The 26,430-nt window shown below is 59.6% G+C and carries 23 protein-coding genes and 1 pseudogene; 9 read left to right on the top strand and 15 right to left on the bottom strand.

The window, feature by feature from the left end; genetic code table 11:
• Position 1: 1 nt before the first annotated feature.
• The 3 genes from GSUB_RS13350 to GSUB_RS13340 all read right to left on the bottom strand — a co-directional run bounded on the left by GSUB_RS13350 (position 2) and on the right by GSUB_RS13340 (position 3,466).
• Positions 2-502 carry a 2-oxoacid:acceptor oxidoreductase family protein gene (locus GSUB_RS13350; RefSeq protein WP_040201230.1) on the bottom strand — a complete coding sequence of 167 codons (501 nt, stop codon included), beginning with the start codon at positions 500-502 and terminating at the stop codon, positions 2-4.
• Positions 499-2,328, bottom strand: a complete 1,830-nt coding sequence (locus GSUB_RS13345; RefSeq protein WP_040201229.1) for a thiamine pyrophosphate-dependent enzyme — start codon at positions 2,326-2,328, stop codon at positions 499-501. Before GSUB_RS13345 ends, GSUB_RS13350 begins: the two co-directional genes overlap by 4 nt.
• A gap of 247 nt (positions 2,329-2,575) precedes the next feature.
• Entirely contained in the window at positions 2,576-3,466 is an 891-nt protein-coding gene (locus GSUB_RS13340; protein WP_052464927.1) for a branched-chain amino acid ABC transporter permease, read from the bottom strand.
• Positions 3,467-3,628: 162 nt separating this feature from the next.
• Here GSUB_RS13340 and serB point away from each other — a divergent pair, with 162 nt between their 5' ends.
• From serB to GSUB_RS13320, 4 genes are all read left to right on the top strand, one after another.
• The gene (gene serB / locus GSUB_RS13335) at positions 3,629-4,828 is read left to right on the top strand and encodes a phosphoserine phosphatase SerB (protein ID WP_040201226.1); all 1,200 of its coding nucleotides are present in this window, start codon (positions 3,629-3,631) and stop codon (positions 4,826-4,828) included.
• On the top strand, positions 4,825-5,517 hold the full coding sequence (gene sfsA / locus GSUB_RS13330; protein WP_040201225.1) for a DNA/RNA nuclease SfsA: 693 nt from the start codon (positions 4,825-4,827) through the stop codon (positions 5,515-5,517). Before serB ends, sfsA begins: the two co-directional genes overlap by 4 nt.
• A 26-nt stretch (positions 5,518-5,543) precedes the next feature.
• A complete protein-coding gene (locus GSUB_RS13325) occupies positions 5,544-6,800 on the top strand; it encodes a tRNA(Met) cytidine acetate ligase (protein WP_040201223.1) in 1,257 nt (418 codons plus the stop codon).
• 96 nt (positions 6,801-6,896) lie between these two features.
• Positions 6,897-7,568, top strand: coding sequence for a YkgJ family cysteine cluster protein (locus GSUB_RS13320; protein ID WP_052464926.1), 672 nt, complete (start codon positions 6,897-6,899; stop codon positions 7,566-7,568).
• Between the two features lie 129 nt (positions 7,569-7,697).
• On the opposite strand, the gene GSUB_RS13315 is transcribed toward GSUB_RS13320, so the two are convergent.
• Together GSUB_RS13315 and GSUB_RS13310 are read right to left on the bottom strand one after the other, a co-directional pair.
• Positions 7,698-9,191 carry an OmpA family protein gene (locus GSUB_RS13315; RefSeq protein ID WP_040201222.1) on the bottom strand — a complete coding sequence of 498 codons (1,494 nt, stop codon included), beginning with the start codon at positions 9,189-9,191 and terminating at the stop codon, positions 7,698-7,700.
• A 147-nt stretch (positions 9,192-9,338) separates the two neighbouring features.
• Positions 9,339-9,599 carry a PAS domain-containing protein gene (locus GSUB_RS13310; protein ID WP_040201221.1) on the bottom strand — a complete coding sequence of 87 codons (261 nt, stop codon included), beginning with the start codon at positions 9,597-9,599 and terminating at the stop codon, positions 9,339-9,341.
• Positions 9,600-9,684: 85 nt separating this feature from the next.
• Between GSUB_RS13310 and clpS the strand changes: the two genes are divergently transcribed.
• From clpS to aat, 3 genes are all read left to right on the top strand, one after another.
• On the top strand, positions 9,685-10,017 hold the full coding sequence (gene clpS / locus GSUB_RS13305) for an ATP-dependent Clp protease adapter ClpS (RefSeq protein WP_052464925.1): 333 nt from the start codon (positions 9,685-9,687) through the stop codon (positions 10,015-10,017).
• A gap of 25 nt (positions 10,018-10,042) precedes the next feature.
• Entirely contained in the window at positions 10,043-12,286 is a 2,244-nt protein-coding gene (gene clpA, locus GSUB_RS13300; RefSeq protein WP_040201220.1) for an ATP-dependent Clp protease ATP-binding subunit ClpA, read from the top strand.
• 122 nt (positions 12,287-12,408) lie between these two features.
• The gene (gene aat / locus GSUB_RS13295) at positions 12,409-13,053 is read left to right on the top strand and encodes a leucyl/phenylalanyl-tRNA--protein transferase (RefSeq protein WP_353740403.1); all 645 of its coding nucleotides are present in this window, start codon (positions 12,409-12,411) and stop codon (positions 13,051-13,053) included.
• On the opposite strand, the gene rdgC is transcribed toward aat, so the two are convergent.
• From rdgC to GSUB_RS13275, 4 genes are all read right to left on the bottom strand, one after another.
• Entirely contained in the window at positions 13,045-14,220 is a 1,176-nt protein-coding gene (rdgC, locus tag GSUB_RS13290; RefSeq protein WP_040201217.1) for a recombination-associated protein RdgC, read from the bottom strand. The genes aat and rdgC overlap by 9 nt on opposite strands.
• A gap of 107 nt (positions 14,221-14,327) precedes the next feature.
• Positions 14,328-15,098: a J domain-containing protein gene (locus tag GSUB_RS13285; RefSeq protein WP_040201216.1), complete on the bottom strand. Its 771-nt coding sequence runs from the start codon at positions 15,096-15,098 to the stop codon at positions 14,328-14,330.
• A 204-nt stretch (positions 15,099-15,302) separates the two neighbouring features.
• Positions 15,303-15,848, bottom strand: a complete 546-nt coding sequence (locus tag GSUB_RS13280; RefSeq protein WP_052464924.1) for a cytochrome c3 family protein — start codon at positions 15,846-15,848, stop codon at positions 15,303-15,305.
• 144 nt (positions 15,849-15,992) lie between these two features.
• Positions 15,993-16,910: an ATP-binding protein gene (locus GSUB_RS13275; RefSeq protein ID WP_084212051.1), complete on the bottom strand. Its 918-nt coding sequence runs from the start codon at positions 16,908-16,910 to the stop codon at positions 15,993-15,995.
• A 497-nt stretch (positions 16,911-17,407) separates the two neighbouring features.
• On the opposite strand from GSUB_RS13275, the pseudogene rpsU reads away from it, so the two are divergent.
• Positions 17,408-17,608: pseudogene (gene rpsU / locus GSUB_RS13270) on the top strand (30S ribosomal protein S21); the annotation flags it as partial.
• A 105-nt stretch (positions 17,609-17,713) separates the two neighbouring features.
• On the opposite strand, the gene GSUB_RS13265 reads toward rpsU, so the two are convergent.
• Positions 17,714-19,159, bottom strand: a complete 1,446-nt coding sequence (locus GSUB_RS13265) for a glyceraldehyde-3-phosphate dehydrogenase (protein WP_040201215.1) — start codon at positions 19,157-19,159, stop codon at positions 17,714-17,716.
• Between the two features lie 421 nt (positions 19,160-19,580).
• Between GSUB_RS13265 and GSUB_RS13260 the strand changes: the two genes are divergently transcribed.
• Positions 19,581-20,561 carry a class II fructose-bisphosphate aldolase gene (locus GSUB_RS13260; protein WP_040201214.1) on the top strand — a complete coding sequence of 327 codons (981 nt, stop codon included), beginning with the start codon at positions 19,581-19,583 and terminating at the stop codon, positions 20,559-20,561.
• 155 nt (positions 20,562-20,716) lie between these two features.
• Here GSUB_RS13260 and GSUB_RS13255 read toward each other — a convergent pair whose 3' ends face one another.
• From GSUB_RS13255 to GSUB_RS13235, 5 genes are all read right to left on the bottom strand, one after another.
• Positions 20,717-21,934, bottom strand: coding sequence for a ChaN family lipoprotein (locus tag GSUB_RS13255; RefSeq protein ID WP_040201212.1), 1,218 nt, complete (start codon positions 21,932-21,934; stop codon positions 20,717-20,719).
• 28 nt (positions 21,935-21,962) lie between these two features.
• Positions 21,963-22,760 (bottom strand): adenosylmethionine decarboxylase, encoded by a 798-nt coding sequence (gene speD / locus GSUB_RS13250; RefSeq protein WP_040201211.1) that lies wholly within the window; start codon positions 22,758-22,760, stop codon positions 21,963-21,965.
• A gap of 176 nt (positions 22,761-22,936) precedes the next feature.
• A complete protein-coding gene (gene thiC, locus GSUB_RS13245; protein ID WP_040201209.1) occupies positions 22,937-24,241 on the bottom strand; it encodes a phosphomethylpyrimidine synthase ThiC in 1,305 nt (434 codons plus the stop codon).
• Positions 24,242-24,405: 164 nt separating this feature from the next.
• A complete protein-coding gene (gene thiD / locus GSUB_RS13240) occupies positions 24,406-25,827 on the bottom strand; it encodes a bifunctional hydroxymethylpyrimidine kinase/phosphomethylpyrimidine kinase (RefSeq protein WP_040201208.1) in 1,422 nt (473 codons plus the stop codon).
• 143 nt (positions 25,828-25,970) lie between these two features.
• Positions 25,971-26,159 carry a CooT family nickel-binding protein gene (locus GSUB_RS13235; RefSeq protein WP_040201207.1) on the bottom strand — a complete coding sequence of 63 codons (189 nt, stop codon included), beginning with the start codon at positions 26,157-26,159 and terminating at the stop codon, positions 25,971-25,973.
• Between the last annotated feature and the right edge of the window lie 271 nt (positions 26,160-26,430).

The raw sequence follows: 26,430 nt of genomic DNA, 5'->3' as shown, positions 1-26,430 counted from the left end.
GTCAATCTTCGAGTCCGCGTCGGAAAGCGGCCAGGTTCTGGTCGAGGAAACGCTCGGGCGCCAGGGTGCGAACCGCCTTCTCGCACTGGACGGCATCGCAGAAAAGAGCCTGCCTGCGAACCGCAAGCCCCAGCAGGATCAGGTTCGACAATACGGGGTTGCCCATCTCTCGAGCCAGTCCGCTGGCATCGATGCGCGCTCCCTCTCCCTCTTCGTCTGCATTGATCAGCAGGTGCCCTTCGGGCTTGAGCAGCGAGCGGTGCACCGCCAGGTTGTCCTCCCACAGCAGCAGCCCCACATCGGCCTGGCCGGTGCGGATCAGCGGACTGTGGTAAGAGCCGACCTTGATGGTGGACAGCACGGTGCCGCCGCGCTGGGCCATGCCGTGCGTTTCAGCAGTGAGCACGGGCAGGCCCTGATCCACCGCCGCCTGGGCGATGACCCGGGTGAGAAACAGCACGCCCTGCCCGCCGATGCCGCTGACGATGATCTGCTGTTTCATGAGAGCTTCTCCTTGACGATGGCATTGAAAGGGCAGGACGGGATGCAGGTGCCGCAGCCGACGCAGCGGTCGGTGTTGATCCGTGCCCGCGCGCCGCTTTCATCCATTTCGATGGCCGGGCATTCAAACGCCTGGATGCAGCGTTTGCAGCCGGTGCAGTCCTCGGTGACGGTGACCTGATACTTCTCCTGTCCCGAGAGTACCGCTGAATCCATCATGCAGCCGTGGCGGGAGATGATCACCGCCACTCCCGGTTCAGGACCGCGAATATGACGGTCGGCCTCCTTGAGCAGCCGTTCCAGGCGCTGCTGGTCATAGGGGTCGCAGACTTCAAGAAAGTCGACCCCGGCGGCGCGCACCAGCGGCTCGATGCCGATGGCGCGGGTTGCATCGCCCGAGGCGGTGAGGCCCAGGTGCGGCACCGGCTGGCCGCCGGTCATGGCGGTGGTCGCGTTGTCGAGGATCATCACGATGATGCGCGCTTTCTGGATAACGGCGTTGATCAGCGCGGGGATTCCCGAGTGGAAGAAGGTCGAATCGCCGATGGTGACCACCACGGTTGGGAAATCGCCGTCCTGGGCATAAGACTGGTAGAAGCCGGCTCCCTGGCTGATGCAGGCCCCCATGCAGTGCACCGTGTCCACCGCGCCGAGGTTCATCCCCAGGGTGTAGCAGCCGATGTCCGACGGAAACAGGCCGCGCGGGAAGGCGCGCTTGATCGCGGCGAAGGAGGCGCGGTGCGGGCAGCCAGGGCAGAGCGAGGGGCGTTGGCCGCGTCGTTCGGGCGGTGTTTCCGGTGAAAAGGGCCGATCGAGAAAAGCGCACAGCGCCTGCTCGACGACATCCGGCGTCAACTCCCCTTCGCGGGGCAGGGTGCCGTCCTGTTTGCCCCGTGCTCCGGGATGGGCGAGCTGTAATTCAATGACGGGATAGGTCTCCTCCAGCACCAGGATACGATCGTAGTCGCGGCGCAACTGCTCGCGGAATTGGCTGGAAAGGGGGTAGGGCATCAGCACCTGGTAGAGATCGATGCTCCCGCCAAGGCCCAGGTCATCCAGCAAATCGACCAGGTGGCCGTAGACAATCCCGGACGCCACCAGCGCGGTGCGGGGATGGCTGCCGTCGCCAGGGGTGAGTTGCGGTTGCAGATCGGGTTCTGCGGCGACCTGTTCAAGGGTGTGGTTCAGCTTGCGGTGCAGAGCCGGAAGAAAGGCGGGTGTAGCCGCCCAGCGGCTCGGATCTTTTTCAAAACGGGCCTGTCTCTCCAATCGTTTCGGCGGATGGAGCGCAACATTCTGGCGGGAATGGCAGATGCGGGTGGTGGGGCGAAGCACCACGTTGATCTCGAACTTCTCCGACAGCGCGTAGGCCGTCTCCACCATCTGCGCGGCCTCTGCGGGAGAGGCCGGATCGAGCACCGGCACCCGCCCCTGCAGGCAGAACAGCCGGGTGTCCTGCTCGTTCTGCGAACTGTGAGGTCCTGGATCATCGGCAACGATGGTGACCATCCCCCCTTTGACGCCGAGGTAGGCGGTGCGCATGAACGGGTCGGCGGCGACGTTGAGCCCCACCTGTTTCATGACCACGGCGGATCTCTTGCCGGTATAGGCGGCGGCAAGGGCTATTTCAAAGGCGATCTTCTCGTTGACCGACCATTCGATATGCAGAGGCTCCAGCGCCTCCTCCCGCCGGTCGGCCACCGCCTGCAAAATTTCGGTGGAGGGAGTGCCGGGGTAGGCCGCCGCAATTTGGCAGCCGGCCTCGATCAGGGCACGGCCGATCGCCTCGTTGCCCATAAGAAGCTCGATTTCAGCGTGATCTTTCATTCAGACCTCTGATGTCTCAGGGATTAAGCCACCAAGACTCGAAGACACAAAGAAAATTTTTTTAACGCAAAGGCGCAGAGAACAGTGAGTACGCAGAGAAAAGCCAAAAAAATTCTGATTCTTTTGATTTGATATAAAACAAGAATTTTTCAGATTTAGGCACTCTGCGTTCTCTCCTCCTCAGCGTCTCTGCGTTAAAGATTTTGACTTTCTTAGAGTCTTAGCGCCTTAGTGGCAATAAAAAACCTCACTTCGCCAGCAACCCCTGCGGCCGTACGAACAGCACCAGCAGCAGGACGACGAACGCGACCACGTCTTTGTAGGCGCTGGAGAAGTAGCCGGCGGTGAGCGATTCCAGCAGCCCCAGCAACAGGCCGCCGATGATGGCGCCCGGGAACGAGCCGAAGCCGCCTAAGATGGCGGCGGCAAAACCTTTGAGCCCCAGCAGGATGCCCACATCATAGCTCAGTGTGGTGATGGGGGTGACCAGAATGCCCGCCAACCCTCCAAGAGCCCCGGCCAGGGCGAAACTGGCTGCCCGCACCCGCCCGATATGCAGACCGACCACTGCGGCGGCGGTGGGGTTGGACGAGACGGCCCGCATGGCCAGCCCCAACCCGGTGCAGCGGAAAAACCAGGCCAGGATGAGGATCGCCACCAGCGTCAGCCCCAGAATCCATAGCGTCTGCGGCATGAGCGCCGCGCCCCCGATCTGCAGCGGCTCATCAGCGCCCAGTCCCGGCAGCGCCATACGGTTTTTGCCCCAGATCAGCGCCATGATGCCGCGCAGGATGATGGAGAGGCCGATGGTCAGGAAAATCAGGATCAGTGGATCGTTTGACCGGGCCGGGCGAAGCCCGATGCGCTCCACGATAACGGCCACCAGCGCCGTTGCTGCCACCGCTACCACCAGCGCAGCCCCCATGGGCAGGTTGAAGGTGAACAGGGCGCTGAACATGAGCAGTCCGCCCAGCGAGACGAAATCGACCTGCACGAAATTGACGATCCCCATGGTATTGTGCACCACGCAGAATCCCAGGGCGACCAGCGCGTAAATCGTGCCGCTGGTGAGGCCGGCAAACAGAAATTGCAGTAAATCAGACGACGACAAGGGATCAGAGCCTCGAATTCGGGTCATTGGGTGCCCTGCAGCGGGCGAAGGTGCCAGATTATTGCAGCTCGACGCTCAGGTCAAGTCCGAGACGCAGCCGGGAATTATTTGTCCTTTCTGCCCTGAGATGCTTGTCAGGATATTCCGGCGGGGTTAAAATCGCCGCATTTCAGCCAAGGATGGATCAGTATGAGCACCCAACCCATGATTCTCGTCACCATGACCGGCCCCGACCGGCCGGGCATTATCGCCGCCATGACCGGCCATATTGCCGCCGCCGGCGCGCGGATCCGCGACATCGAGCAGACCGTCACCCATACCCTGCTTTCGCTGTCGGTCATCATCGACTTCACCACCGGCGACAGCGACCAGAAGCCCCTCATCAAGGATCTTCTGTTCCTGGCCAAAGAGTGGGGACTCGATCTGGACTTTCAGGTCATCGACGAGCAGGATTACCGCCGCCGCAGCAACCGCAACGCTTATGTGCTCACCATCATGGGGGGCGAAGTTAATGCCGCCGCCCTGGCCCGGGTTTCCGCGATTCTGGCGGAGCACCAGGTCAACATCGAGCGCATCTCCAAGCTCACCCAGGGGCAGCTGCGCTGTGTGGAATTTCTGGTGACCGTCCCCGAGGCCTTCGACGTCAAGGCGATCAACCGCCAGCTCCTGCATGCCGGGGCGACGTTGGGGGTTGACGTCGCGGTGCAGAAGGAGAGCCTGCACCGGCGCGCCAAGCGGCTGGTGGTGATGGATATGGATTCGACCCTGATCCAGATCGAGGTGATCGACGAGCTGGCCCGCATTGCCGGGGTCGGCGACGAGGTCGCCCGCATTACCGACCAGGCCATGAACGGCGAGATCGATTTCAACGAAGCGCTGCGCCAGCGGGTTGCCCTGCTGGCGGGACTTTCCGCCGAAGCGCTCGAGCAGGTCTACCAGAATATTCCTTTTACTCCCGGGGCCAGAACACTGGTGCGCATCCTCAAGCGTCTCGGCTTCAAGACCGCGGTTATCTCCGGCGGGTTCAACTTTTTCACCAACCGCCTCAAAGAAGACCTCGGCCTTGATTATGCTTTTGCCAACGGACTGCAGATCGCCGACGGCCAGGTGACGGGTCGCCTCGACGGTCCGGTGGTCGACGGCGCGCGTAAGGCCGAGCTGCTGGAAGAGATTGCCCGCCGCGAAGGGATCGCCCTCGACCAGGTGATCGCCATCGGCGACGGTGCCAACGACCTGCCCATGCTGGGGCGTGCGGGACTCGGAATCGCGTTCAATGCGAAGGCACGGGTGCGGGAGCAGGCCGACACCCATATCAATCAACAGAGTCTCGATTCAATCCTCTATCTGCTGGGGCTCTCCGAGTGGGAGATGGCGGAGCTTGACCAGTGAAGTTGCCGCAGCCTCTGGTGGCAGGCGTCCTGAAACGGCGCTATCAGCGTTTTTTCGCCGAGGTTGAGCTTGATGACGGATCCCTGGTCACTGCGCACACCCCCAACACGGGCAGCATGCGGCAATGCGCCGTGCCGGGACACCACGTCCTGCTCTCCCGCAATGACAACCCGCGCCGCAAGCTGCGCTATACGCTGGAACTGGTCGAGGTGGACGGTTCCTGGGTCGATACCCATACACACCGCGCCAACCAGGTGGTGGGGGAAGCGCTGGGTGCCGGTCTCATTCCCGGGCTTGAGGGCTGCCGGATTCGTCCGGAGTACCGTTACGGCGCCAGCCGTATCGATTTTTTCCTGGAGCGCGCTGAGACGCGGATTCTGCTGGAAGTCAAAAACGTCACCCTGATGCATGACCAGCGCACCGCCTGCTTCCCCGATGCGGTCACGGTGCGCGGCCAGAAGCACCTGCGAGAGCTGATGTCTGCCGTTACCGAGGGATTGCGGGGGATCATCTTTTTCGTCGTACAGCGCGCCGCGGCCGAAGCCTTTACCCCCGCCGACGATATCGACCCTGAATACGGCCGTCTGCTGCGCGAGGCGGCGGACGCCGGGATTGAAATCATGGCATGGAAAACCCGGACCACCCCCGAAGAAGTCTGTGTCGATTATTCTCTGCCTGTTCTGATGTAACGCCAGAAGGAGCGCCCGATCTTTTCATGCGTGCCGTCGGCCTGATCACCGAATACAACCCCTTTCACCGCGGGCATGAACATCACCTGCGCGAGAGCCTGCGCCTGACCGGCGCCCAGGTTTCGGTGGCGGTGATGAGCGGCCATTTCCTACAGCGCGGCGAGCCGGCGCTGGTGGATAAATGGGTGCGGGCCGAGACGGCGTTGCGCGCCGGAGTCGACCTGGTGGTGGAATTGCCCTTTCCCTGGGCCTGCAACAGCGCGCCTCATTTCGCCCGCGGGGCGGTTTCTGTGCTGAACAGCTTCGGCAACTCCATGCAGGCTCTATGCTTCGGCAGTGAGGCCGGGGATCTGGCGCTGCTGATGCAGGCCGAAGCCGCGCTGGAGCGGGACAGGCAGGGGCTGGAGAAAGATATTCGCCGCCGCCTGGGTCTGGGGGAAAATTACCCCCGGGCCCGTGCGGCTTCGGTGCGGCAGGCGGGTTTTCAAGAAAATGTTGCTGAGGTTCTGTCACATCCCAACAATATCCTAGGGATCGAATATCTCCGCGCCCTCAAGGAATCCGGTAGCGCCGTTCAGGCTTATACCGTTCCCCGTATCGGTGGCGGATTCCATGATCTTGAACCGGGCGCGCATGATATCGCCAGCGCGACGGCGATCCGCCATCGACTGCGGCAAGGGCAGGATGTTGCGGCCTTTCTTCCGCAAGCGGCACATGCTCCCCTGTTCGATGCTCTTGCCAGGGGCGCGACTCCCGACCGGGAGCGCCTTCTGACCCTGCTTCTCGGGCGGATTCTGCAGGGGGCGCAGGCCGTGAAGCCGTTTTACCTGGTGGAAGACGGTATCGAACACCGTCTTGCCGCAGCTGTGGAGGCGAGCAGCGACTACGACGAGTTGGTTGCAGCGGTCAAATCACGGCATTTCACCCGCACCCGCGTTACGCGGATGCTCAGCCACGTCCTCCTCGGGGTTGAGCGCAAGTGGATGGAGGAGTCCCTGGCAACAGGCCCCCTTTTCATCACACTGCTCGGGGCGAGTGCACGCGGTAGGAAGTATCTCGCCCACTGCCGCAAAGACCTGCAACTGCCCTTGATTCAGAATTTCTCCCGCGTGCATGCCCAGCTCAAACGGCGCTACGGTCGGGAATCTTTTCTGTCCAGAACAGCTCTGCAGCAGCTCGATCTGCAGGTGCGGGCCACCCGTTATTATACGCTTCTGCAGGAAAAATGGCCCGGCGGCCCGCGCGGACGCGACTATTTTCAGTCACCCTGCATGCTTCCCTGAAGGCTCTTGCCCCTCCCTTTCTGTTGCACTTCCCGTGTTTTCAAGTAAACATTGTTTTAAAACTGAAATGCGGTTGAGCGGGGGAGAGGAGGAGCGATGTTTGATTTTGACACTTTCCGACAGCAATGCCGTGACCTGGCCCATGCCGGAATGACAGGGGCCGGTTCAGAGGAGAGTCCCGCGGTCGTTGCCCTGCTGGGTGCCGTTTATGAACATTGCGAGAAAACTCTGCGGCAGTGGCAGGAGGGAAAAGAAAGTCTGTCGATTGCATGCGGGCCGGGGTGCGGAACCTGCTGCATGGTCAATGTGGCAGTGCTCGAACCCGAGGTGGTTGGTATAGCTCATTATGTCCGGCAGAATTTTTCGGGGCAGGCGCGCCGCGAACTGGAGGGGAGATTGCTGCAGCTTGCCCGCGAAGTGCGCTGGCTCGATGAAGAGGAGCGGCTTTTTGTGCGCCGTTCATGTGGTTTTCTCGATGAACGGGAAAACTGTTCCATCTGGCCGCAGCGCCCGCTGATGTGCCGGGCGATTACTTCGACCGATGCGTATGCCTGCCGCGAAGCCCTGGCGGCCCCCGTTTTCGGAGAAGAAAAACCGGTCGTCATGAACCTGGTGCAGAGAAAGATTTATGAAGCGGCTTTTCAGGGATTGGGCGACGCCCTGCAGGCCCTGGGACATGATGCGCGCAGCTCCAGACTTTCATGCGCGGCATCCGCTCTGTTGTGCGAGTCGAGCGGAATCGAGAAAATATCCCCTGGTCTTGCTTAAATATTACCACCATGGTAATATTTAACTGCGAGATGGCAGAGACTCTTACTCACCTCTCGTTCCCTTCGCGCGTCGGATATCCCTCCTGGCCGGCGCGCATTTTTTTGTGCGTTTCTATTGTCCAATCTTTCATAAAGAACTCTGCGACTGCGGGGTAATAATTACATCGATGCGGCGGTTGATGGCTCGCCCCTCAGTGGTGGTGTTGGGGGCAAGCGGACGGCGTGAGCCGTAACCGACTGCAATGATTCGATCGGGGGGCAGGATTTCATTCGCAATGAAATATTGGCGGACGGCATCTGCCCGTGCCTGGGACAGAGAGGCATTGGCCGCATCGCTTCCTGTGCTGTCGGTATGTCCTTCAATGGTGACCGCCGGCTCGTTGAAGGTGCGGATGGCGCGGCGGACCTTGCCCAGCAGTGGGTAGTTGTTGGGTGCGATAACGGCTTTCCCCACCGGGAAACGGATTCCACGCAGGCGAATCACCAGGTGATTGCCCTGCTTGTAAACCTCCGCCTCCTCCGGCGCAAACATCTCCTGAATTTCATCGAAAATCTGCTGGAACCTCCGCTCGCGTTCCAGCTTTTCCTTGGTCGCTTTCTGCTCCCAGATATAGAGTTCCTTGGCGGCTTTCTCCTGTTCGGTGATTCCCTCCAGAGATGCAATCTGCTGCCTGGCCGCCTCGATCTGGCTTTTCTGCGCCTGCTGTCCTGCCTGCAGCTCAGTGATGGTCCGGGCCAGTGTTTCGGCCTGTGCCTCGAAGGGGCGGTCGCGCAGTTCAGGTTCACCGGCCAGGCGAAGGGTCGGCGTCCGCAGCAGCTCTTCTACAAAGAGCGCGATCTGTTCAGGCGTCATCTCTTTGAAGCGACGGCTGTACTCCAGCAGAATGGCTGTGCGCCGGGCTTCAAACAGGGTGTTCCGGGCCTTGTCCTCAATGATGTCGTTCTGGTAGCGATTGTTGGTGATATAGTCGTCGGTTTCCTGCAGGATCCCGCGAGCACGTGCGAAACTGGCCGGAACCATGTTTCCGGCGCCTTTTTTCTCTGCCTGTGCCAGAATGCGCCGAGCTTCGCCCAGGGCTGTATTTTTAATGGCGCGCAGTTCCAGATCACTGAATTGTCGGGCGGCCCCCGGCGCATGTTTAGCGGCCCAGTCCAGTCGTTCATTTTCCAGCGCCCGTGCCAATTCGACGAGACGGTTTTCGGCGGCAAGATAATCGCTGCCGATCTGTACCGCCCCCGCTTCCAGCGCTTTGCGCCGGGCTTCGAGGGGTTTGGCCAGGACAGTCTGGGCAAGTACCGCCTGCTCGCGGGCCTTCTCGAGATGGGCGCGCCCCAGGGCGACCTTCTGCAGGATGGTCTCAACGCCCTTGTCTTCGCGAAGACCCTCCTGTGCCGCGTCAAGAGCCTCCTTCGCCGCTGCCATCGATTCGGGAGCCAGGATGTGGAGTTCTTTGACGCGGGCGGTGGTCACCTCGGTTTCAAGGCTTTCAATCTGCTCGCTGGGGTTTTCGCTCAGGGAGATAGGTTCAACCTGGAGGCCGGAGGCTCCGCCGCAGCCATTAAGGAGAAGGGTCAGCAGGCTCAGGCCGACAAAATATGCTAAGCGGGTTTTTATGGACATGTTGATCCTCCCGGATTAAAGAATGATGATGACACCAGCCGTCGGATATGGGTGCCGACACATAGCAGAAAATCTGTTGCCGATTCAGGTATATGTCAGGCGCGTCACTCTGTCAACCGGGGGAAGAAATGGCGGTCTGCAAAACTGTCAGGGTTCATACAGGCAGAGATAAGGCACGTCGCGTACGGAACCGGTGGCGAGAAATCGCGGGATAATCTCTTCAAGAGCGGTGCGGCGGGAGTTGGCCGTCATAAAGTCGGTGAAAGGGCGGCCGAGAACCTCTTTGCGTTGGTAGCCCATCCTTTCAAGCCAGTGGTTGCTGACCTCAACCAACCGCAGATCCTTGTCGATGCTGTGCAGTATGCCCGGTGTGTTGATGTAGAGGTCGCGATAGCGCTGCTCGCTCACCTGCAGTTTTCCGGCCTCAACACCCTTGGATAATTGCTCGTACCTATGCTAAATTATATATGTTCATTGCCGTTGAGTCATAAAGATGGAGGTCGGTCGCGTCGTGCCAAGAAAGTCTCCTGGAGATCAGGCGGGGGTAGCATCCGAAAGCCGCAGCAAGGTCAAACATCCATCGTTATACAAGGTGATCATGCACAACGATGATTACACGACCATGGAGTTCGTGGTGCGCACACTGGAGACGGTTTTTCGCAAGAGCCCCGCGGAAGCCCATCGCATCATGCTCAATATTCATTACAAGGGGGCAGGGGTCTGTGGCGTGTTCCCGCACGAGATCGCCGAGACCAAGGTCATGAAGGTTCATGCGTTGGCCAAGGAAGAGGGGCACCCCCTCAAATGCAGCATGGAGGAGGCCTGAGCCTCGCTAATCTATGGGTGGAGCCATGTTTAATCAGGACGTACAGATCGCTTTCAGCCTGGCCGTGCGCGAAGCGCAGCGCCGCCATCACGAATACTTGACCACGGAACACATCCTGTTCGCCATCCTCTTCGAGGAAGAGGGGCAGAAGATTGTGCGCGGCTGCGGCGGTGACGTGGATGAACTCAAATCGATGCTGGAGGATTTCTTCACTCACCAGCTTGAGACCCTGCCGGGAGAGGATGAGTTCATTCCCGAGCAGACCGTCGGCCTGCAGCGGATGCTTCAGCGTACCGTGGTGCACATGCACTCAGCCGGCAAGAAGGAGATCGGTCTCGGCGATATACTCGCCGCCATTCTCGAAGAACAGAATTCCCATGCCTCGACTTATCTGGAAGCGCAGGGGATCAGCCGGCTCGACCTGCTCAACTACGTGTCTCACGGAGTGTCCCGCTTTCCGGACGCGCAGCAGGAAAAGGAGCGACCCGCGCCGGAGCAGAAGGAAGATGCGCCGGGGCGCGCCAGCCCGGCCCGCGACCCGCTGACCTCTTTTACCGTCGATCTGGTGGCCCGTGCCAAAGCGGGCAAAATCGATCCCCTGGTGGGGCGTGCCAATGAGCTTGAGCGCACTATCCAGGTGCTGTGCCGGCGGCGCAAGAACAACCCGATTTATGTCGGGGATTCCGGGGTGGGCAAAACCGCCATCGCCGAAGGGCTGGCCCGCCGTATTTACGAAGAGCAGGTGCCCGAGGCTCTGAAAGGGTTCAAAGTTTATGCGCTGGATATGGGCGCACTGCTGGCGGGCACCAAGTTCCGCGGCGATTTCGAGGAGCGTCTCAAGGCTGTGATCAACGCTGTCACCAAACTGGACAAGGCGGCCCTGTTTATCGACGAGATCCACACCATCGTCGGCGCCGGCGCGACCAGCGGCAGCTCCATGGATGCCTCCAACATTCTCAAACCGGCGCTGGCGTCGGGAGATCTGCGCTGCATCGGTTCCACCACCTTCGAGGAATACAAGAATCTGTTCGATAAGGATCGTGCCCTGTCCCGTCGCTTCCAGAAGATCGACATTCTGGAGCCGACGGTGGAGGAGACCATCGAGATTCTGGCCGGGCTCAAGCGCTATTACGAAGATTTCCACGGCGTAACCTATACCGACGAAGCCCTGGAAGCTGCCGCCCGCCTGTCGGCCAAATACATCAACTACCGGCACCTGCCCGACAAGGCGATTGATGTGATTGATGAAGTGGGTGCTTCTCTCAAGCTTCAGCCGCAGCTCAAGCAGTCGGTGACGGTCTCTGACATGGAAGCCGTGGTGGCGAAAATTGCCCGTATTCCGCAGCGCAACGTCTCCGCATCCGACCGGCGCCGCCTCAAGACGCTGGAGCGCGACCTCAAGCGGGTGGTGTTCGGTCAGGAGCCCGCCATCGAAAACCTGTGTCGCGCCATCCGCCGCGCCCGGGCAGGGCTCGGACATCCTGACAAACCGGTGGGCTCGTTCCTGTTCACCGGTCCGACCGGGGTCGGCAAGACCGAGGTGGCCAAGCAGCTTGCCGAACAGCTTGGCGTCGAGTTTCTGCGTTTCGACATGAGCGAGTACATGGAGAAGCACTCGGTGTCGCGCCTCATCGGCGCGCCTCCAGGGTATGTCGGTTTCGATCAGGGAGGGCTGCTGACCGACGCGGTGGTGAAAAATCCTTACGCGGTGCTGCTGCTTGATGAAATCGAAAAAGCGCATCCGGATCTTTTCAATATTCTGCTGCAGGTCATGGACCATGGATCGCTGACCGACAATAACGGCAAGAAGGCGGATTTTCGCAATGTCATCCTGGTGATGACCAGCAATGTCGGGGCGAGGGAGATGAGCGCAACCCCCATCGGCTTCGGTGAACGGGCCGCGGGCGCCCCCCGTCAGGAAGTTGAAAAACAGTTCTCCCCTGAATTTCGCAACCGCCTCGACAATATTATTTCATTTTCCAGTCTTGATCTGCCCATCATCGAAAAAGTGGTGGACAAGTTCATTGGCGAGTTGCGGGCGCGCATTGCCGACCGCAAGGTCAAGCTGACGATCTCTGCCAAGGCGCGTGCTCATCTGGCTGAAAAGGGATATGACCCTATTTTCGGGGCGCGGCCGCTCGGGCGGCTGATCCAGGCGGAAGTCAGTGATGTGATTGCCGATGAAATCCTTTTCGGACGTCTCAGCAAAGGGGGGCGGGTCTCCATCGGTTTCAAGGCGGGGCGCCTGACCTTCAACTATCGTTCCTGAGTCGTGCCCGGAAGTGTCTCGCGATCGCAGCGAAACACTTCCGGGTCTGCCTGACCTCTTTCCCCGGTTTCTCCGTGCCGATCTATCAGCTGATTCCCGAGCCGGTTTTTCCGCCGCCACAGATGGCCGATGACAACGGCCTGCTGGCCGTGGGCGGCGATCTCTCGCCGCAGCGGCTTCTGCTGGCCTACTCGATGGGCATTTTCCCCTGGTTCAATGAGGGGGACCCGATCCTGTGGTGGTCTCCCGATCCGCGTTTTATTCTCGAACTCGACCGCCTTCACGTCTCGCGCAGTCTTGCCAGAGTGCTGCGCCGTGGCTCCTTTGAGGTGACCTTCGACCGGAACTTTGCCGGGGTGATCGACGCCTGCGCGGATCTGCGCCTGCAGAGCGGCGAGGGGACATGGATCACGCCCCAGCTGCGTGACAGCTATGTGCAGCTGCATGACATGGGTTTTGCCCACTCGGTGGAGGTCTGGCGGGCGGATGACCTGGTGGGCGGCCTTTACGGCGTCTCTCTGGGCCGTTGCTTTTTCGGCGAATCCATGTTCCACCGCGCCTCCAATGCCTCCAAAGTGGCTCTGGCGGAACTGGTCCGGCGGCTGCGACACCTTGAATTCGAGCTGCTTGACTGCCAGATGCCCAACGATCATCTGCGCTCTCTGGGGGCACAGGGCATTCCAAGGGACGAATTCCTTCAGCGTCTGCGCCGCGGCGGCGTCATGCCATCCACCCACCCCGATCCCGGCCCCTTTCGGTTAGACTGAAGTTTCCGATAGAAGCTGCGCTTTCATCTCTTCAGAACGCGCAGACCAGTCCTCCGCCAGACGTTCCCGCAGAAAAGCGGCCAGCAGGCTGTCGAAGAGCTGCATCCCTTCTTCCAGTACATGCATCTTCTCGAGAAAAACGGCTTCGTGCTCACTTTTCTCGTCGGTGATTTCGTCCTTTTCCAGTTTCACGGCAGGCCCCTTGAAGGAGCCGAAGTAAAACGGCTCGCTTTTCAGGTTGGTTTTCCATTCGTTTTCCATTTTTTCGAAATGGATGGTGGCTTCGCTGATGGCCTTGCCGCGAGCCAGGGCGGCGCGCACTTCGGAAAAATTTTCCTGAGGGCCGGCTACAGTGATCTTCTGGGGGCCGTGGTCGCCAAGCCCCGTCAGGACCAGCCGGTTGTCGAGAAAGGCGGTGAAAAGCTCATCGCGCACCGCGGGGCCGTCCTGGTTGACCTTGAACCGGTCGCGGCCTTCGACAGTGGCGTACAGCAGCCAGTACAGAAAATCCTGGCCCAGCCAGGCGTTGGCTTCGGTCATTTCGACAACCGCATCTGTGGCGGCCTGGTTAAGGTCTTCGAGGGTGTCCTGTAGATCAGGATTGACCACCGAACGGGCGTGGGCGAACGGGTGGCGGGCCACAAGCCGCAGTTCGGGAAACGTCTGGCGGAAGAGTCCCTCGAATGCTTCGATGGCGCGGCTGGAGGTGCCGGTGAAAAACAGCAGTCCCCGTTCAACGTTCCAGGCGATATCGAAGGTGGAAGGTGTCGGCAGAGTCCTGGCCAGCAGGGAGTTGTGCACCGACTCGCGCAGTTCCTCGCGCTTCTGCTTGGGAACTCGCAGCAGGGTGGGGTGCGAGGAGAGAAACTCCGCCTCGGCCTCCTTCAGGCGACGCCTCAGCAGGGCGGACGGCACGCGGCGCCGGTCCTGGCGCAGGGTGAAGCACAGGTAGGGCGAGCGGAAAAAATCGCGCGGGTCGGTGAAGTCGGCATTCATCGGGTCGTCGATGGTGGCCCAGCCAATGGCGGATTCCTCCGTCGAGTTGTCGATGGAGGCAAAAGCATTTGCTTCAAGCAGCGGGCGCGCCCATTCGGCGGAGTCGCCCGTTTCAGGAATTTCCAGTACCTGGTATTGCACGAGATTGACGCTGTTGGCAGTAATTCCCATGAAGAAGAACCTCCGGAAGTCAGGTGGATAAAAGATGTCAGGGTGGTTATAAGTGCGGATGGGCCGAGAGTGGATGTAAATAAGGGGCCCGCCAGAACAGGGTCAGGTCAGGACGCGCTGCGTCGCGGGCCGGCGTGCAGGTGAACCCGAGCGTTGTGGCCGTGCATCTGCTGCACCAGGGCATCGAGTTCTTCAGCGCTCAAATAGCCCTGCTGCACGAAATACTGCCCCAGTTTCTGATGGCGGCTGCGCTGGTGAAACAGCAGGGTGCGCACTTGAAAGGGGGTGAGTAGCCCCATCTCCACAGCCTTTTCGCCGAAGCGGCGGCAGTGCCTGCTGCGGTGCAGCATGATGCGCCGGATGGTCTGCTCGTCGAGCCAGCCCCATCGGCGGGCGGTCTCTCCCACGGGCGGGCGTTGGCGGCGCTGCCACACCAGCGCTTCTATCAGCGCGTGATAGCCGATGGCCCCGGCCGCGTAGAGATAAGAGCCGATTTCATAGGCGCGCGACGGAATCGGCCCACTGCCGCTGTGCGCAGGCTTCTCGCGGTGCGGGTGAGCATGGGGAGGCGGTTGTTCCCTCTGGTGCGACGTTCTGCTGGTGCTGAATTTCAAGCCCGCCTGGTCACGTTGGGCCAGAAAGGAGCGAACCAGATCGTAGGCGTGATGCACGGCATGAAAGTGCTCGGCCTGCAGCTTCTGGATCCGCTGTTCGCCTGGAAAACGGTCAGGGTGGGTCTCCTTTGCGCGCTGGCGATAGGCCGCCCTGACACCGTCGGGCTGAAGATACCCCAGAAAATGACGATCCAGCCAGACATCGGGCCCGAACAGGGTGCGGCAGGCCTTGAGAACCTCATTTTCATGAAGGCTGGCGGTCATCGTTCCTCCGGTAGCGTGTTCCTGTGATGGATTCCATGGATTCGCCCGTTTATACACCAACCACAGTGAAAGGACAAGCGGCGATACTGAGAGACGGAGGTGCTGCGAATTCAGGATCAGGAGGGCGGCAATGTGCAGCTCTAAGGGGGTTCTCCTGTAGCTGGTCCCGGCGCGCCTGTTCGACGAAACGGGTGCTCCGCCGGTTTACTGATGATGGCACTGCTCGCAGTTGCCGGCTACCGAGAATGCGGTCGAATCATCATGGCAGGCCCCACAGGATTCCCCTTTTTTCATGCTTTCCATGCTGACCGCAGGATTGTCGGGTTGGGGCAGGAACAGATCGGGGTGGCATTCAACGCATCCGTATAGGAAGGTGTGTTCGTCATGGCTGAATGTGACATCTTCAAAATCCGGGATTTCAAAGGAAACATCCCGGGTGGGGTGGCAGGGGCTGCAATTGCCGCTCACTCCGAACGCTTCACGGCCATTGTGGCAGGCGCCGCAACTTTTGCCCTCCGCCATATCCGCCATGGTAAAGGTGGGATTTTTTTCGGGCTGAATGTGAAAGATGTCGTTGTGACAGATGACGCAGTTATTGCCCAGCACTTCGATGTGGCGATAATGGCTGAAGCGGACGGAGCCGGTTTCGGCTACTGGTATAAGCACCTCATCGGCGATGCGTTTTGCCGAGGTGTCGAAGGGTGATAACAGAATGACCGCGCAGAGCGCGACCGAATACCATTTTTTCATGTCAGGTCCTCCTGATGCATGCCGGAACCGAAGGGTGAATGTGTACAGGTCGAAAAGAGTCCGCTGCTGCAGGCACAGGGGGTTCCATTACGGTTCACGGCTAAATCGGCGGATAATTTACCGGAAAAGGGGGTGGTCATGCAATCACTGATCGTTGTCTGCTTTTCGGGCCCGGCTCAAGGCCGCCAATCCGAGGCGGCCGGTCAGGTCGTCGACGAACTGATGCGCGACTCGCCCTGAGCGTGACCCGCGGGACAGCGCCCAGCGGAGAGCTTCCTGTGAGAGGTCTTCATCGCTGATGTTCAACTCTCTCTCGCGGGCCAGGTGACGAACGATGTCGAGATAGTGCGGCTGATCGACGGGATAGAAACCAAGCGTTATGCCGAAGCGGTCGGAGAGGGAGAGCTTTTCCGCCACGGCCTCCTCCGGATGAATCTCGACTGAATCGGCGTTGTTATCCAGGCGTTCCGGCATCAGGTGGCGGCGGTTGGCGGTGGCGTAGATCAGCATATTGGGCGGCGGCGCCTCCAATCCTCCCTGCAGCAGGGTTTTAAGTTCACGATAGCCGGGCTCGTTCTCATCGAAGGAGAGGTCGTCGCAGAACAGGATGAAGCGGTAGGGCTGGCTTCGCAGCAGGCGCGTGATGGCTGGCAGATGGTAGAGTTCTTCCTTGTGGACTTCGATCATGCGCAGCCCCTGTTCGGCAAAAACCGGCAGCAGGCTTTTGACCGCGGAGGACTTGCCGGTGCCGCGCTCGCCCCACAGCAGGATGTTGTTGGCGGGCAGTCCCGCCACGAACTGGTGGGTATTGCGGTGCAGGCGTTCGAGGTGGTCGTCGAGGCCGAGCAACTGCTCGCGCTGCACCACGTCCGGATGCTCAAGGGCTTCGAGCTGTCCATCATGGTTCCAGCGGAAGGCGACGGCTGTTCGGAACATCTGCGGATCGGCTTCGATGTCGTCAGAGAGTTTGCGGGTGAGGAATTCTTCCGTCAGGTCCATCAGCCGATCGATGCGTTCGATCAGAAAATCCCAGTCGAGATTGATTGAATGCAGATTCATCATGCGTGATATTTCTCCTTGGTCCAACTCGGATGCTCCACTCAATCTACAGGATATGGGCGTCATGGTAAAGTTCATCCTTTTTGTAGATGTGCCGAGTGGGGGCGCAACTCCCATGACAGGGGACGCTTTTCGCCATCCCTGCTGCCAGGCATCCTGGGTGTCCCCATGCTTACCTTACCCTTGACTCTATAGATTTTTCTGCGCCTTTCTTTGATGCTTTCGTAAAAAAGCATCAATGTCGATGGCTAAGCAAAAAGCGCCAAATGCAAGGCGCGCGATTGTCGAGCAATGAGGCGTACTTACGTACGTCGAAGCAGCGAGAGCAATTGCAGCAACGCAGCAGTTGGTGAGTTTTTGCGACGCCATCTTTCTTTGTCCTGCTCTCCGCCTCTGCGTTGAAAGGTTGTGGATTTTTTGTTGCATTCTGTTGGTATGCTGGGTATCCTCAAACTTTACGAAGGATGGTGAAGTGAATAACGCTGCCGTCCGACACCAGAATGCAAGGAAAGCGGGGTGATTCGGTGGAGATCACGGTTCTCGACAACAACGTCGACAAGGCGATCAAGGTGCTCAAGCGCAAGCTGCAGCAGGAAGGCCTTTTTCGTGAAATGAAGCAGCGTAAATTTTACGAAAAGCCGAGCGTGAAGCGCAAGCGCAAGGAGAAGGAAGCACAGCGTCGCCTGCGCAAGAAGATGCGCGTGATGCGTCGCAACGACTGATCCCTGCTTGTCAGCTGATCAAAAAAGAGGCGGTTCACCTTCGGGTGGACCGCCTCTTTTTTTGGTGAGGGGTGAGGAATCGTTTTACCTGGGATAGGTGGAAAATTCGAGTCCAGCCATCTGTTCCACCATCCGTACTACCTGGCAGCTGTAGCCGTATTCATTGTCGTACCAGACGTAGAGAACGCAGCGCTCACCGTTGACGATGGTGGCGAGGCTGTCCACCACGCCGGCATAGGTAGAGCCGACGAAGTCGCTGGAGACCACCTCGGGCGAGTTGGTGTAGTCGATCTGGTTCTGCAAAGGCGAATCAAGAGACACGTCGCGCAGGTAGCGGTTCAACTCCTCTACGGTGGTCTCCCTCTCCAGGGTCAGGTTGAGAATTGCCATCGAAACGTTGGGCGTCGGCACGCGAATGGCGTTGCCGGTCAGCTTGCCGGTGAGTTCGGGCAGCGCCTTGGCCACTGCCTTTGCAGCCCCTGTTTCCGTGATGACCATATTGAGGGGAGCGCCGCGGCCGCGACGGTTTTTATTGTGGTAATTGTCGATCAGGTTCTGGTCGTTGGTGTAGCTGTGGCAGGTTTCCACATGTCCGTGGGCGATGCCGAACTGATCGCTCACCGCTTTGAGAACCGGTACGATGGCATTGGTGGTGCAACTGGCCGCTGTAATGATTTCCTCTTCGTCACGAAGCAGCTCGTTGTTGACGCCGTAGACCACGTTGGGCAGATCGCCTTTGCCCGGCGCGGTCAGCACGACACGGGAAATCCCTTTGGCTTTCAGATGACGGGAGAGCCCTTCGCGGTCGCGCCACTTGCCGGTATTGTCGATCAGGATGGCATCCTTGATGCCGTATTGCGTATAGTCGACATCTTCTGGGTTGTCGGTATAAATCAGCTTGATCATGTTGCCGTTGGCAATGATGGCGTTCTCTTCTTCATCCACCATGATGGTGCCTTTGAAGAAGCCGTGGACCGAATCACGCCGCAGCAGGCTGGCGCGCTTGATCAGATCGTCTTTGCTGCCGCGGCGCACCACGGCGGCACGCAGCCGCAGCTTGTCGCCGCCGCCGGTCTGCTCGATGAAGATGCGGGCCAGCAGGCGACCGATGCGGCCGAAGCCGTACAGCACGATATCGCGCGGTTCGCTCAACAGGGCGGCTTTGCCGGTATTGATCTGGGAGAGTTCCTGACGCACGAAGGTGTCGATATCCGTATCGATCCCCTGGGTCTGGTAGCGCACCGTGAGCTTGCCGATGTCGACCCGGGCGGAAGCCAGTTCCAGCTTGGACATGGCTTCGAGAACAGGAGCGGTTTCGCGAACGGAAATTTCATTTTCCAGAATCTGGCGCGCGAAGCGATGGGCCTTGAGGATGTCGATGACCGAGCAATTGACCAGCGAGCGCCCATAAACGGTCGTGACCACGCCGTGATCGCGATAAAGCCGGCCGATCACCGGCAGCATGGATTCGGCCACGGCTTCGCGGCTCTTCCAGTCCTTGAAATACTGTTCTTCCTTTGAGCTGCTCATGTCGGATTTCTCTGCTCTCTTTCGTTGGGAATGAAATGATGGTGCGGCGCCCGGGGCTTCATGCAACGCGGGGCGGGGCAAAAATCGCTCCGTATCGTAGACGATGAGGGCTGCTTTTTCAACCCCTTGTGTTGGCGATGCTTTTCGGCTGGACTTGACCGCACCGTACTGTTATTTAAAATGGTGTCGTGAGGTTGCGCCGTTTGTAACTGTTCAGCGTGGAATCGCATCTCCCATGACAAGGGACACTTTTCGCCATCCCTGGCCGTTTGATTGGCGCCCTCCCTGGCGCCAAACACCCTTGACATGGGAGATGCGATCCTGCGAGACGAATAGTTCACCGTCGTTTTTCCTCTAAGAGGTTCCTGTCCCCGGGGCATGCGCCATTATTATTTTCACTGCTACAAGGAGGTTCGCATTCATGAGTGACACCGTCAGCTACACAGAGCTCGGACTGGCCAACACCCGCGAGATGTTCAAAAAGGCCGTGGGGGGAGGCTATGCAATTCCAGCATATAATTTTAACAACCTCGAGCAGCTGCAGGCGATCATTACGGCATGTGCTGAAACATCTTCGCCGGTGATTGTGCAGGTCAGCAAGGGGGCCCGGGACTACGCCAATGAGACCATGCTGCGCTACATGGCCCTGGGCGCGGTGCGCATGGCGCGCGAAATGGGCAGCAACATTCCCATCGCTCTGCATCTCGATCATGGCGATTCGTTCGAATTATGCAAGTCCTGTGTGGACTCCGGTTTTTCTTCGGTCATGATCGATGGTTCGCATCTGCCTTACGAGGAAAACGTCAAGCTGACCCGCCAGGTCGTTGAATATGCCCATCAGCACGACGTGACCGTCGAAGGGGAGCTGGGTGTGCTGGCCGGCATCGAGGACGAGGTTCAGGCGGAGACTTCGACTTACACCAAGCCCGAAGAGGTCGAGGATTTTGTCTCCAAGACCGGCGTCGATTCCCTGGCGATTTCCATCGGAACCAGTCACGGCGCGTACAAGTTCAAGCTGAAGGAAGGTGAAGAAGTTCCGCCCCTGCGCTTCGATATCCTCGAGGAGATCGAGCGCCGCATTCCCGGCTTTCCCATTGTCCTGCACGGCGCTTCGAGCGTGCTGCAGGAGTATGTCCAGCTGATCAACAATTACGGCGGCAAGATGGAAGGTGCGGTCGGCGTTCCGGAAGAGCAGCTGCGCCGTGCGGCGGCCAGTGCCGTGTGCAAGATCAACATCGACTCCGATGGTCGCCTGGCTGTGACCGCCAAGGTACGTGAATATCTCAGCCAGCACCCCGAGGAGTTCGACCCCCGCAAATATCTCGGGGTGGCGCGCAAGGAGCTGATCAAGCTGATCAAGCACAAGAATGAGACGGTGCTGGGGAGTGCCGGACGGGCTTGATATCGTCTCTTTAACGGAGAGGCGCGGAGAAAGATAGAGGCGGAGAGAAAAATCAAAGCGGCTGTTTCCCTGGTGTGGGAACCGCCGCTTTGATTTGTTCGTAGCGGCTTGGTGGAAGGGGGAAGCTGTGCCCACCCCCTGCCGAACAGATACTTTTATTCAGAGGCAGGGGTTTCGAAGATTGCCTCGATTTCGAGTTGTTCACCGGCGCGTTCGATAACCAGTTGCGCGGTGTCGCCTGGTTTTTTCTGTTTGACGGCATAGACCAGGTCGAAGTTTTCTTCAACCGGTTGGCCATCGATCTGCAGAATCAGGTCGCCTTCCTTCAGCCCAGCGCGCCCGGCCACCGAGTCGGGCATGACTCCTGCGATACGCACCGCGCCCTCCTCGTCATCAAGGCGCACGCCGAGCATGACCTTCTCGCTGTTCAGACCTTCATACCGGGTATAAACCTCGAAGTCCCAGGCCGGCATGGGAAAGCGCGGCATGCGCACGTCCATCAGGCGATCCTTCTTGTCCTCCGGGATCTCCAGTTCGTGGTTGCCGACCAGTGCGTAGCTGGTCGGCAGGCGGCGGAAGACGCGGCGCGGAATGCCGAAGCCGTAGCGGATGTGGTTGCCGCCCGCCAGCACCACCATCTGCTTGTTCTTCCCGGGGGGGCTTTGCAGGTAGCGGGCGATATTGTCCGCCATGCTTTCGTCCCACAGCGTCTGGACCCGCAGAAACCCCCCAAAGGCATTGCCGTTGGGTTCGTGGCCGCCATGCACCGCTTCGGTCAGGGCTTTCTGGTAGGGGTCGTCGAAATCCATCTCGGGAATGCGGGCGCGGGTTTCCTCGTCCAGATCTGCGATCTCGGTGCCCCCGACCATGCGGACAAGGTCGCGCGGGGCGTTGAGTCCGATGACAGGAATACGGCGCTGGCGGGCCAGCTGCATGATGTCACTGTAGAAGTCGAAATCCATGCGCCAGGTGCCGTACCAGTCGGACTGCTTGAGAAATTCCTTTTCCGAAAGCTCTCCGGCCACCCACTGGTCGAGGGCTTCCTGCTGCTCGGGGGTGAACATCTCCATGCCGATGGCGACCTGTCCAGGGCGTTGGTTGCTCAGGTGTTCGATGATGCGCTGCTGCAGCCTGTGCGAGGCCATGTTGTCATGGCTCTCGCCGACATAGACGATGCGGGCGTCCGCCAGCACGTCGAGCATCTCCTGTTCCTCGACGAAATGGCCGGTAGGCAGATGCAGGATGTCGCCCACCTGCGGTTCGCGGGCCGGCGCGTAGGGACGTTGAGGATCGCCGATCAGTGGCTCTGATGCGGGTGCGCAGGCGCTCATCAAGAGTGTCAGCAGCAGGGCAAGACGAGAAAAAACAGCCATGAACTTTTCTCCATGGGGCGCATTGGAATCACCGGGGGCCCCCGTAAATGTTCTTGGAATAGAAAATTTCTGTCATCTCACGTTTCAGGCTTTCCTTGATGCGGTCGCGTTCATCCTCGGAGAAATCGGCATAGGCCGAAGCGAAAAGGTAGTTCTCCAGGTTGAAGTCGCGCAGCAGCATCTTTGTGTGAAACAGGTTCTCCTGGTGAATATTGATATCAACGCAGCTGTAGATATCCAGAATCTTCTTGTCGATATACTGCTGAATGGAGTGGATGCGATGGTCGATGTAGTGCTTTTTGCCACGTACGTCGCGGGTGAAGCCGCGCACCTTGTAATCCATCAGCACGATATCCGACTCGAAGGAGCGGATCAGATGGTTGAGAGCTTTGAGCGGGCTGATTTTACCGCAGGTGGAGACGTCCACATCGACGCGAAAGGTCGAGATCCCCGTTTTTGAATCGGTCTCGGGGTAGGTGTGGATGCACAGATGGCTTTTGTCGAGGTGCGCCAGTACCTGGTCGGGGCGAGCGTCTACAGGCTCTTCGGCGATCAGCACGGTGACGCTCGCGCCCATGGGATCGTAATCCTGGCTGGAAATGTTGAGGACATTGGCGCCGATGATGTCGGACACCTCGCCCAGAATCTTGACCAGTCGCTTGGAGTTGTACTCCTCGTCGATATATTCGAGATATTCCTTGCGGGCCTGCGGTGAGCGGGCGTAGCAGACATCGTAGATGTTGAAGGACAGGGTCTTGGTCAGGTTGTTGAAGCCGCGCAGCTTCAGCTTGGGGCGCCGGCTCGGACGGCGTATTTTTTTGGCCATGCGATGAAACCTCCCTGGAATCAAGAGGATGGGCAGCTAGTTAACAAGCGGCGCGTATTAGAACATAAAAGCAGACAGCGGACAAGGAAAAGTCCGCGCCGGGAAATGAAGATGCGCTGCCGCCGGGGCCTGTCGGCAGCGCATGGAAAAAAGTTCTGTTGCTCCCAGTTGAATGATCAGCCGCCGACGTTCTGTTTGCGGCTGCCGTCGCTCATCACCTTGTAAGCACAGAATTCGCCGCACATGGTGCAGGCGCCGTGCTCTTCATCCACGCCGGACTCGGCACGCAGGCGACGCGCTTTTTCGGGATCGAGCGCCAGGGTGAACTGCCCCTCCCAGTCGAGATTCTTGCGCGCCTTGGCCATGGCGATATCCTTGTCCATGGCGCCGCCGACCCCCTTGACCACGTCGGCGGCATGGGCGGCGATGCGGCTGGCCATGACGCCTTCATGCACGTCCGCCACCGTCGGCAGGCGCAGGTGCTCGCTCGGAGTGACGTAGCAGAGGAAGTCGGCTCCGGCGGCGGCGGCCAGGGTGCCGCCGATGGCGCAGGTGATATGGTCGTAGCCCGGCGCAATGTCGGTCACCAGCGGGCCGAGTACATAAAAGGGAGCGCCGTGACAGAGCCTTTTCTGCAGCTGTATATTCGCTTCGATCTGGTTGAGGGGCACATGGCCCGGCCCTTCAATCATCACCTGTACGCCTGCGTCCCAGGCGCGCTGCGTCAGTTCGCCCAGCAGGATCAGTTCGTGGATCTGGGCGCGGTCGGTGGCATCGGCCAGGCAGCCGGGGCGAAATCCGTCACCAAGCGACAGAGTGGCGTCGTAGGGTTTGACGATCTCGAGCAGGCGGTCAAAATGTTCGAACAGCGGATTTTCCGCATTGTTGTGCGCCATCCATTCCACGGTAAAGGAGCCGCCGCGCGAGACGACGTCCATCACCCGCCCTTCGTTGCGCATACGTTCCACCGTGCTGCGGGTGACCCCGCAATGCACCGTGATGAAGTCGACACCGTCGTCGAGATGCTTGGCGATGCCGTCGAAGATATCATCCACCGTCATGTCGACAAGCGCTTTTTTCTTTTTCAGCACCGTGTCGACCGCCGCCTGGTAGAGAGGCACGCTGCCGATGCAGACGTCGGTTTCGGCAATGATCGCCGCACGGATTTCATCCACCGGTCCGCCGGTGGAGAGGTCCATGATGGCGTCGGCGCCGGCGCGCATGGCGACGCGGGCTTTCTCAAGCTCCTTGTCAATACTGGTGTCGTCTTTGCTGGTGCCGATGTTGGCGTTGACCTTGGTGCGCATCCCTTTGCCCACCGCCAGCGGCAGCCCTTTTTCGCGTTTGACGTTGTGGCAGATGATGGCGGTGCCTTCGGCCATGCGCTGGCGCAGGATTTCGGGGTCGATGCCTTCGGCTGCCGCAGCCTGGCGCATGAGGTCGGTTACAATGCCCTTACGGGCCGATTCGAGCTGAGTCATTTAAAAAGCCTCTTCAGTTGAAAAGCCGGACGTTCAATGTTTTCTAGATTTCCTGTGGTTCTGCCTTATCCCTATTCGAGGATAACTCCACATTATAGATCGCCGTAAACGAAACAGCACGGGAAAAATGACCTTAACCCGGATTATCCATGAAAGCGGAAAAATCAAGGGCGGTGTTCCAGATGGCGATCCCACGCGGCCTGCCAGTGATTAACGGGGCCGTGGCCGCTGCCGAGGGGGATGGCGGTCTCGATGGCGCGGGTTATGAATTTTTTCCCCGCTCCTACCGCTTCGCCCAGGGGAAGCCCCTGGGCAAGGAAAGTCGCGATCGCAGCCGCATAGGTGCAGCCTGTGCCGTGAGTGTTGCGGGTGTCGATGCGTGGCGCACGCAGATGATGAATTTCGCCGTCTGCCAGCAGAACGTCGAGGGCTTCACCTTCGAGGTGGCCGCCTTTGACCAGGACGTGCCGCGCCCCCATCTCGTGCAGTCTTTGCGCAGCGCGTTCCATCTCGTCCACGTTGCGCACCGCCAGTCCGCACAGGGTTTCGGCCTCGGGCAGATTGGGAGTGAGCAGATAGGTTTCAGGCAGAAGCCGCTCACGCACCGCTTCCACTGCCGCCTGTTCAAGCAGGGTGGCGCCTCCCTTGGCGACCATAACCGGGTCGACCACGGCGGGAAGAGTGTATTGACGAATGGCGTCGGCCACTGCCGAAACGATTTCAGGGGAAAAAAGCATGCCGGTTTTAAGGGTGTCCGCTCCGATGTCTTCAAGAACCGCGGAGATCTGTTCGACGACAAAGTCCGCCGGCGCCGGGTGAATGCCGCGCACCCCCAGGGTGTTCTGGGCGGTCAGCGCCGTGATGGCGCAGGCGCCGTAGCCGCCGAGCAGAGTCGTCGTCTTGAGGTCGGCCTGGATGCCGGCGCCGCCCCCGGAGTCGGAGCCGGCGATGCTCAGCACCCGTCCGCGCGGGAAGGGCTTGCGACGGTTGAACTGCAATGAAAACTCCCGGGCTGCCAGTGCAGGGTCGTCGGCACGGAACACGGCGGAGATGACGGCCAGGGAGTCTGCTCCAGCATCGATCAATTCACCGGCGCGGTCACGGGTGATGCCGCCAATGGCGACAAGAGGGATGCGCACCGCCTTTCGTACCAGATGGAGTCGTTCAACGCCCACCAGTACCGCGTCATCTTTGCTGGATGTGGGGTACATGCTGCCCAGGCCTATGTAGTCCGCTCCCTGGGCCTCTGCTTTCAGGGCTTCTTCTACCGTGCGGGTCGAAATGCCGATCAAGCGTTCGGGGCCGAGAAGCTGCCTTGCTTTGTTCACGGACAGATCGCCCTGTCCGAGATGAACTCCATCGGCTTCACAGTCAAGCGCCAGTTGCGGATGGTCATTGATAATAAACAGCGCACCCGCTTCATGACACAGCTGTCGCAGCTGTATGGCGAGTTGCCGCTGCTGTTCAGGGGGGCGATTTTTGTCGCGGTACTGCACAATGCGAGTCCCGCCGCGCAAAGCAGCCTTGAGCCGCTGCTCAAGATCAGGCACGTCGGTGTCCAGAATCAGGTAGAGTCCTTCGATCATGGAATTATCCTCGGAAAACGGAGCCGTCGGGCAGGGCCGATGTCCGATGCTGGTGTGCGGCGGGCATGTCAGGCGGAAAAGACGTGTCGTTGCCGGGCGGCGGGAGAAAAGGGAGCGGCGTCGTGGCGATCGCGCCGGAGATCTCAGGCGGCCATGACGATGCGGCGGTTGAGCAGGTCGATCTCTTCAATAAGGCCTGTCACGTTTTCGATATTGCCGGAAGCATCGATCAGCTTGAGCCCTTGATGGCCGGGCAGTATCGAGGCAACATGTTCCAGGGTTCGTTGTTCTTCACCCTGAACGAGAAAAAAGGCGCCGGAGTCCAGGCACATGGCAAATCCTCCCCATAATGATTCGTAAAGTACTATCAAGGCTAAGAGATTTCCCGGTGAAGTGTCAAGAACCGATTGTGTTCGGGAGCGAGGCCGGCGCTTTACACGTCGGCGGGGGCGTGCTAAACAGATTCGGTGATGTGTGAGGCGTGATGTGTGAGGCGTGATGCGTGATGCGTGATGCGTGATGCGTGATGCGTGATGCGTGATGCGTGATGCGTGATGCGTGATGCGTGATGTGTGATGCGTGAGGCGTGAGGCGTGAGGCTGT

The organism is Geoalkalibacter subterraneus (assembly GCF_000827125.1).
Lineage (GTDB): Bacteria > Desulfobacterota > Desulfuromonadia > Desulfuromonadales > Geoalkalibacteraceae > Geoalkalibacter_A > Geoalkalibacter_A subterraneus.
Note: the sequence above shows the minus strand (reverse complement) of the source record. Positions and strands in the feature narration are given on the sequence as shown.

Excerpts from the sequence above, each read along its gene's own strand:
- thiC (WP_040201209.1), bottom strand. The coding sequence starts at position 24,241 with ATGACTCAGCTCGAATCGGCCCGTAAGGGCATTGTAACCGACCTCATG.
- GSUB_RS13280 (WP_052464924.1), bottom strand. The coding sequence starts at position 15,848 with ATGAAAAAATGGTATTCGGTCGCGCTCTGCGCGGTCATTCTGTTATCA.
- GSUB_RS13235 (WP_040201207.1), bottom strand. The coding sequence starts at position 26,159 with ATGTGCCTGGACTCCGGCGCCTTTTTTCTCGTTCAGGGTGAAGAACAA.
- GSUB_RS13255 (WP_040201212.1), bottom strand. The coding sequence starts at position 21,934 with ATGGCTGTTTTTTCTCGTCTTGCCCTGCTGCTGACACTCTTGATGAGC.
- GSUB_RS13320 (WP_052464926.1), top strand. The coding sequence starts at position 6,897 with ATGTTTGATTTTGACACTTTCCGACAGCAATGCCGTGACCTGGCCCAT.
- GSUB_RS13340 (WP_052464927.1), bottom strand. The coding sequence starts at position 3,466 with ATGACCCGAATTCGAGGCTCTGATCCCTTGTCGTCGTCTGATTTACTG.
- rdgC (WP_040201217.1), bottom strand. The coding sequence starts at position 14,220 with ATGGGAATTACTGCCAACAGCGTCAATCTCGTGCAATACCAGGTACTG.
- GSUB_RS13345 (WP_040201229.1), bottom strand. The coding sequence starts at position 2,328 with ATGAAAGATCACGCTGAAATCGAGCTTCTTATGGGCAACGAGGCGATC.
- GSUB_RS13265 (WP_040201215.1), bottom strand. The coding sequence starts at position 19,159 with ATGAGCAGCTCAAAGGAAGAACAGTATTTCAAGGACTGGAAGAGCCGC.
- serB (WP_040201226.1), top strand. The coding sequence starts at position 3,629 with ATGAGCACCCAACCCATGATTCTCGTCACCATGACCGGCCCCGACCGG.
- GSUB_RS13325 (WP_040201223.1), top strand. The coding sequence starts at position 5,544 with ATGCGTGCCGTCGGCCTGATCACCGAATACAACCCCTTTCACCGCGGG.
- speD (WP_040201211.1), bottom strand. The coding sequence starts at position 22,760 with ATGGCCAAAAAAATACGCCGTCCGAGCCGGCGCCCCAAGCTGAAGCTG.
- GSUB_RS13275 (WP_084212051.1), bottom strand. The coding sequence starts at position 16,910 with ATGATGAATCTGCATTCAATCAATCTCGACTGGGATTTTCTGATCGAA.
- GSUB_RS13285 (WP_040201216.1), bottom strand. The coding sequence starts at position 15,098 with ATGACCGCCAGCCTTCATGAAAATGAGGTTCTCAAGGCCTGCCGCACC.
- GSUB_RS13260 (WP_040201214.1), top strand. The coding sequence starts at position 19,581 with ATGAGTGACACCGTCAGCTACACAGAGCTCGGACTGGCCAACACCCGC.
- thiD (WP_040201208.1), bottom strand. The coding sequence starts at position 25,827 with ATGATCGAAGGACTCTACCTGATTCTGGACACCGACGTGCCTGATCTT.
- clpA (WP_040201220.1), top strand. The coding sequence starts at position 10,043 with ATGTTTAATCAGGACGTACAGATCGCTTTCAGCCTGGCCGTGCGCGAA.
- GSUB_RS13350 (WP_040201230.1), bottom strand. The coding sequence starts at position 502 with ATGAAACAGCAGATCATCGTCAGCGGCATCGGCGGGCAGGGCGTGCTG.
- aat (WP_353740403.1), top strand. The coding sequence starts at position 12,409 with ATGGCCGATGACAACGGCCTGCTGGCCGTGGGCGGCGATCTCTCGCCG.
- GSUB_RS13315 (WP_040201222.1), bottom strand. The coding sequence starts at position 9,191 with ATGTCCATAAAAACCCGCTTAGCATATTTTGTCGGCCTGAGCCTGCTG.
- clpS (WP_052464925.1), top strand. The coding sequence starts at position 9,685 with ATGGAGGTCGGTCGCGTCGTGCCAAGAAAGTCTCCTGGAGATCAGGCG.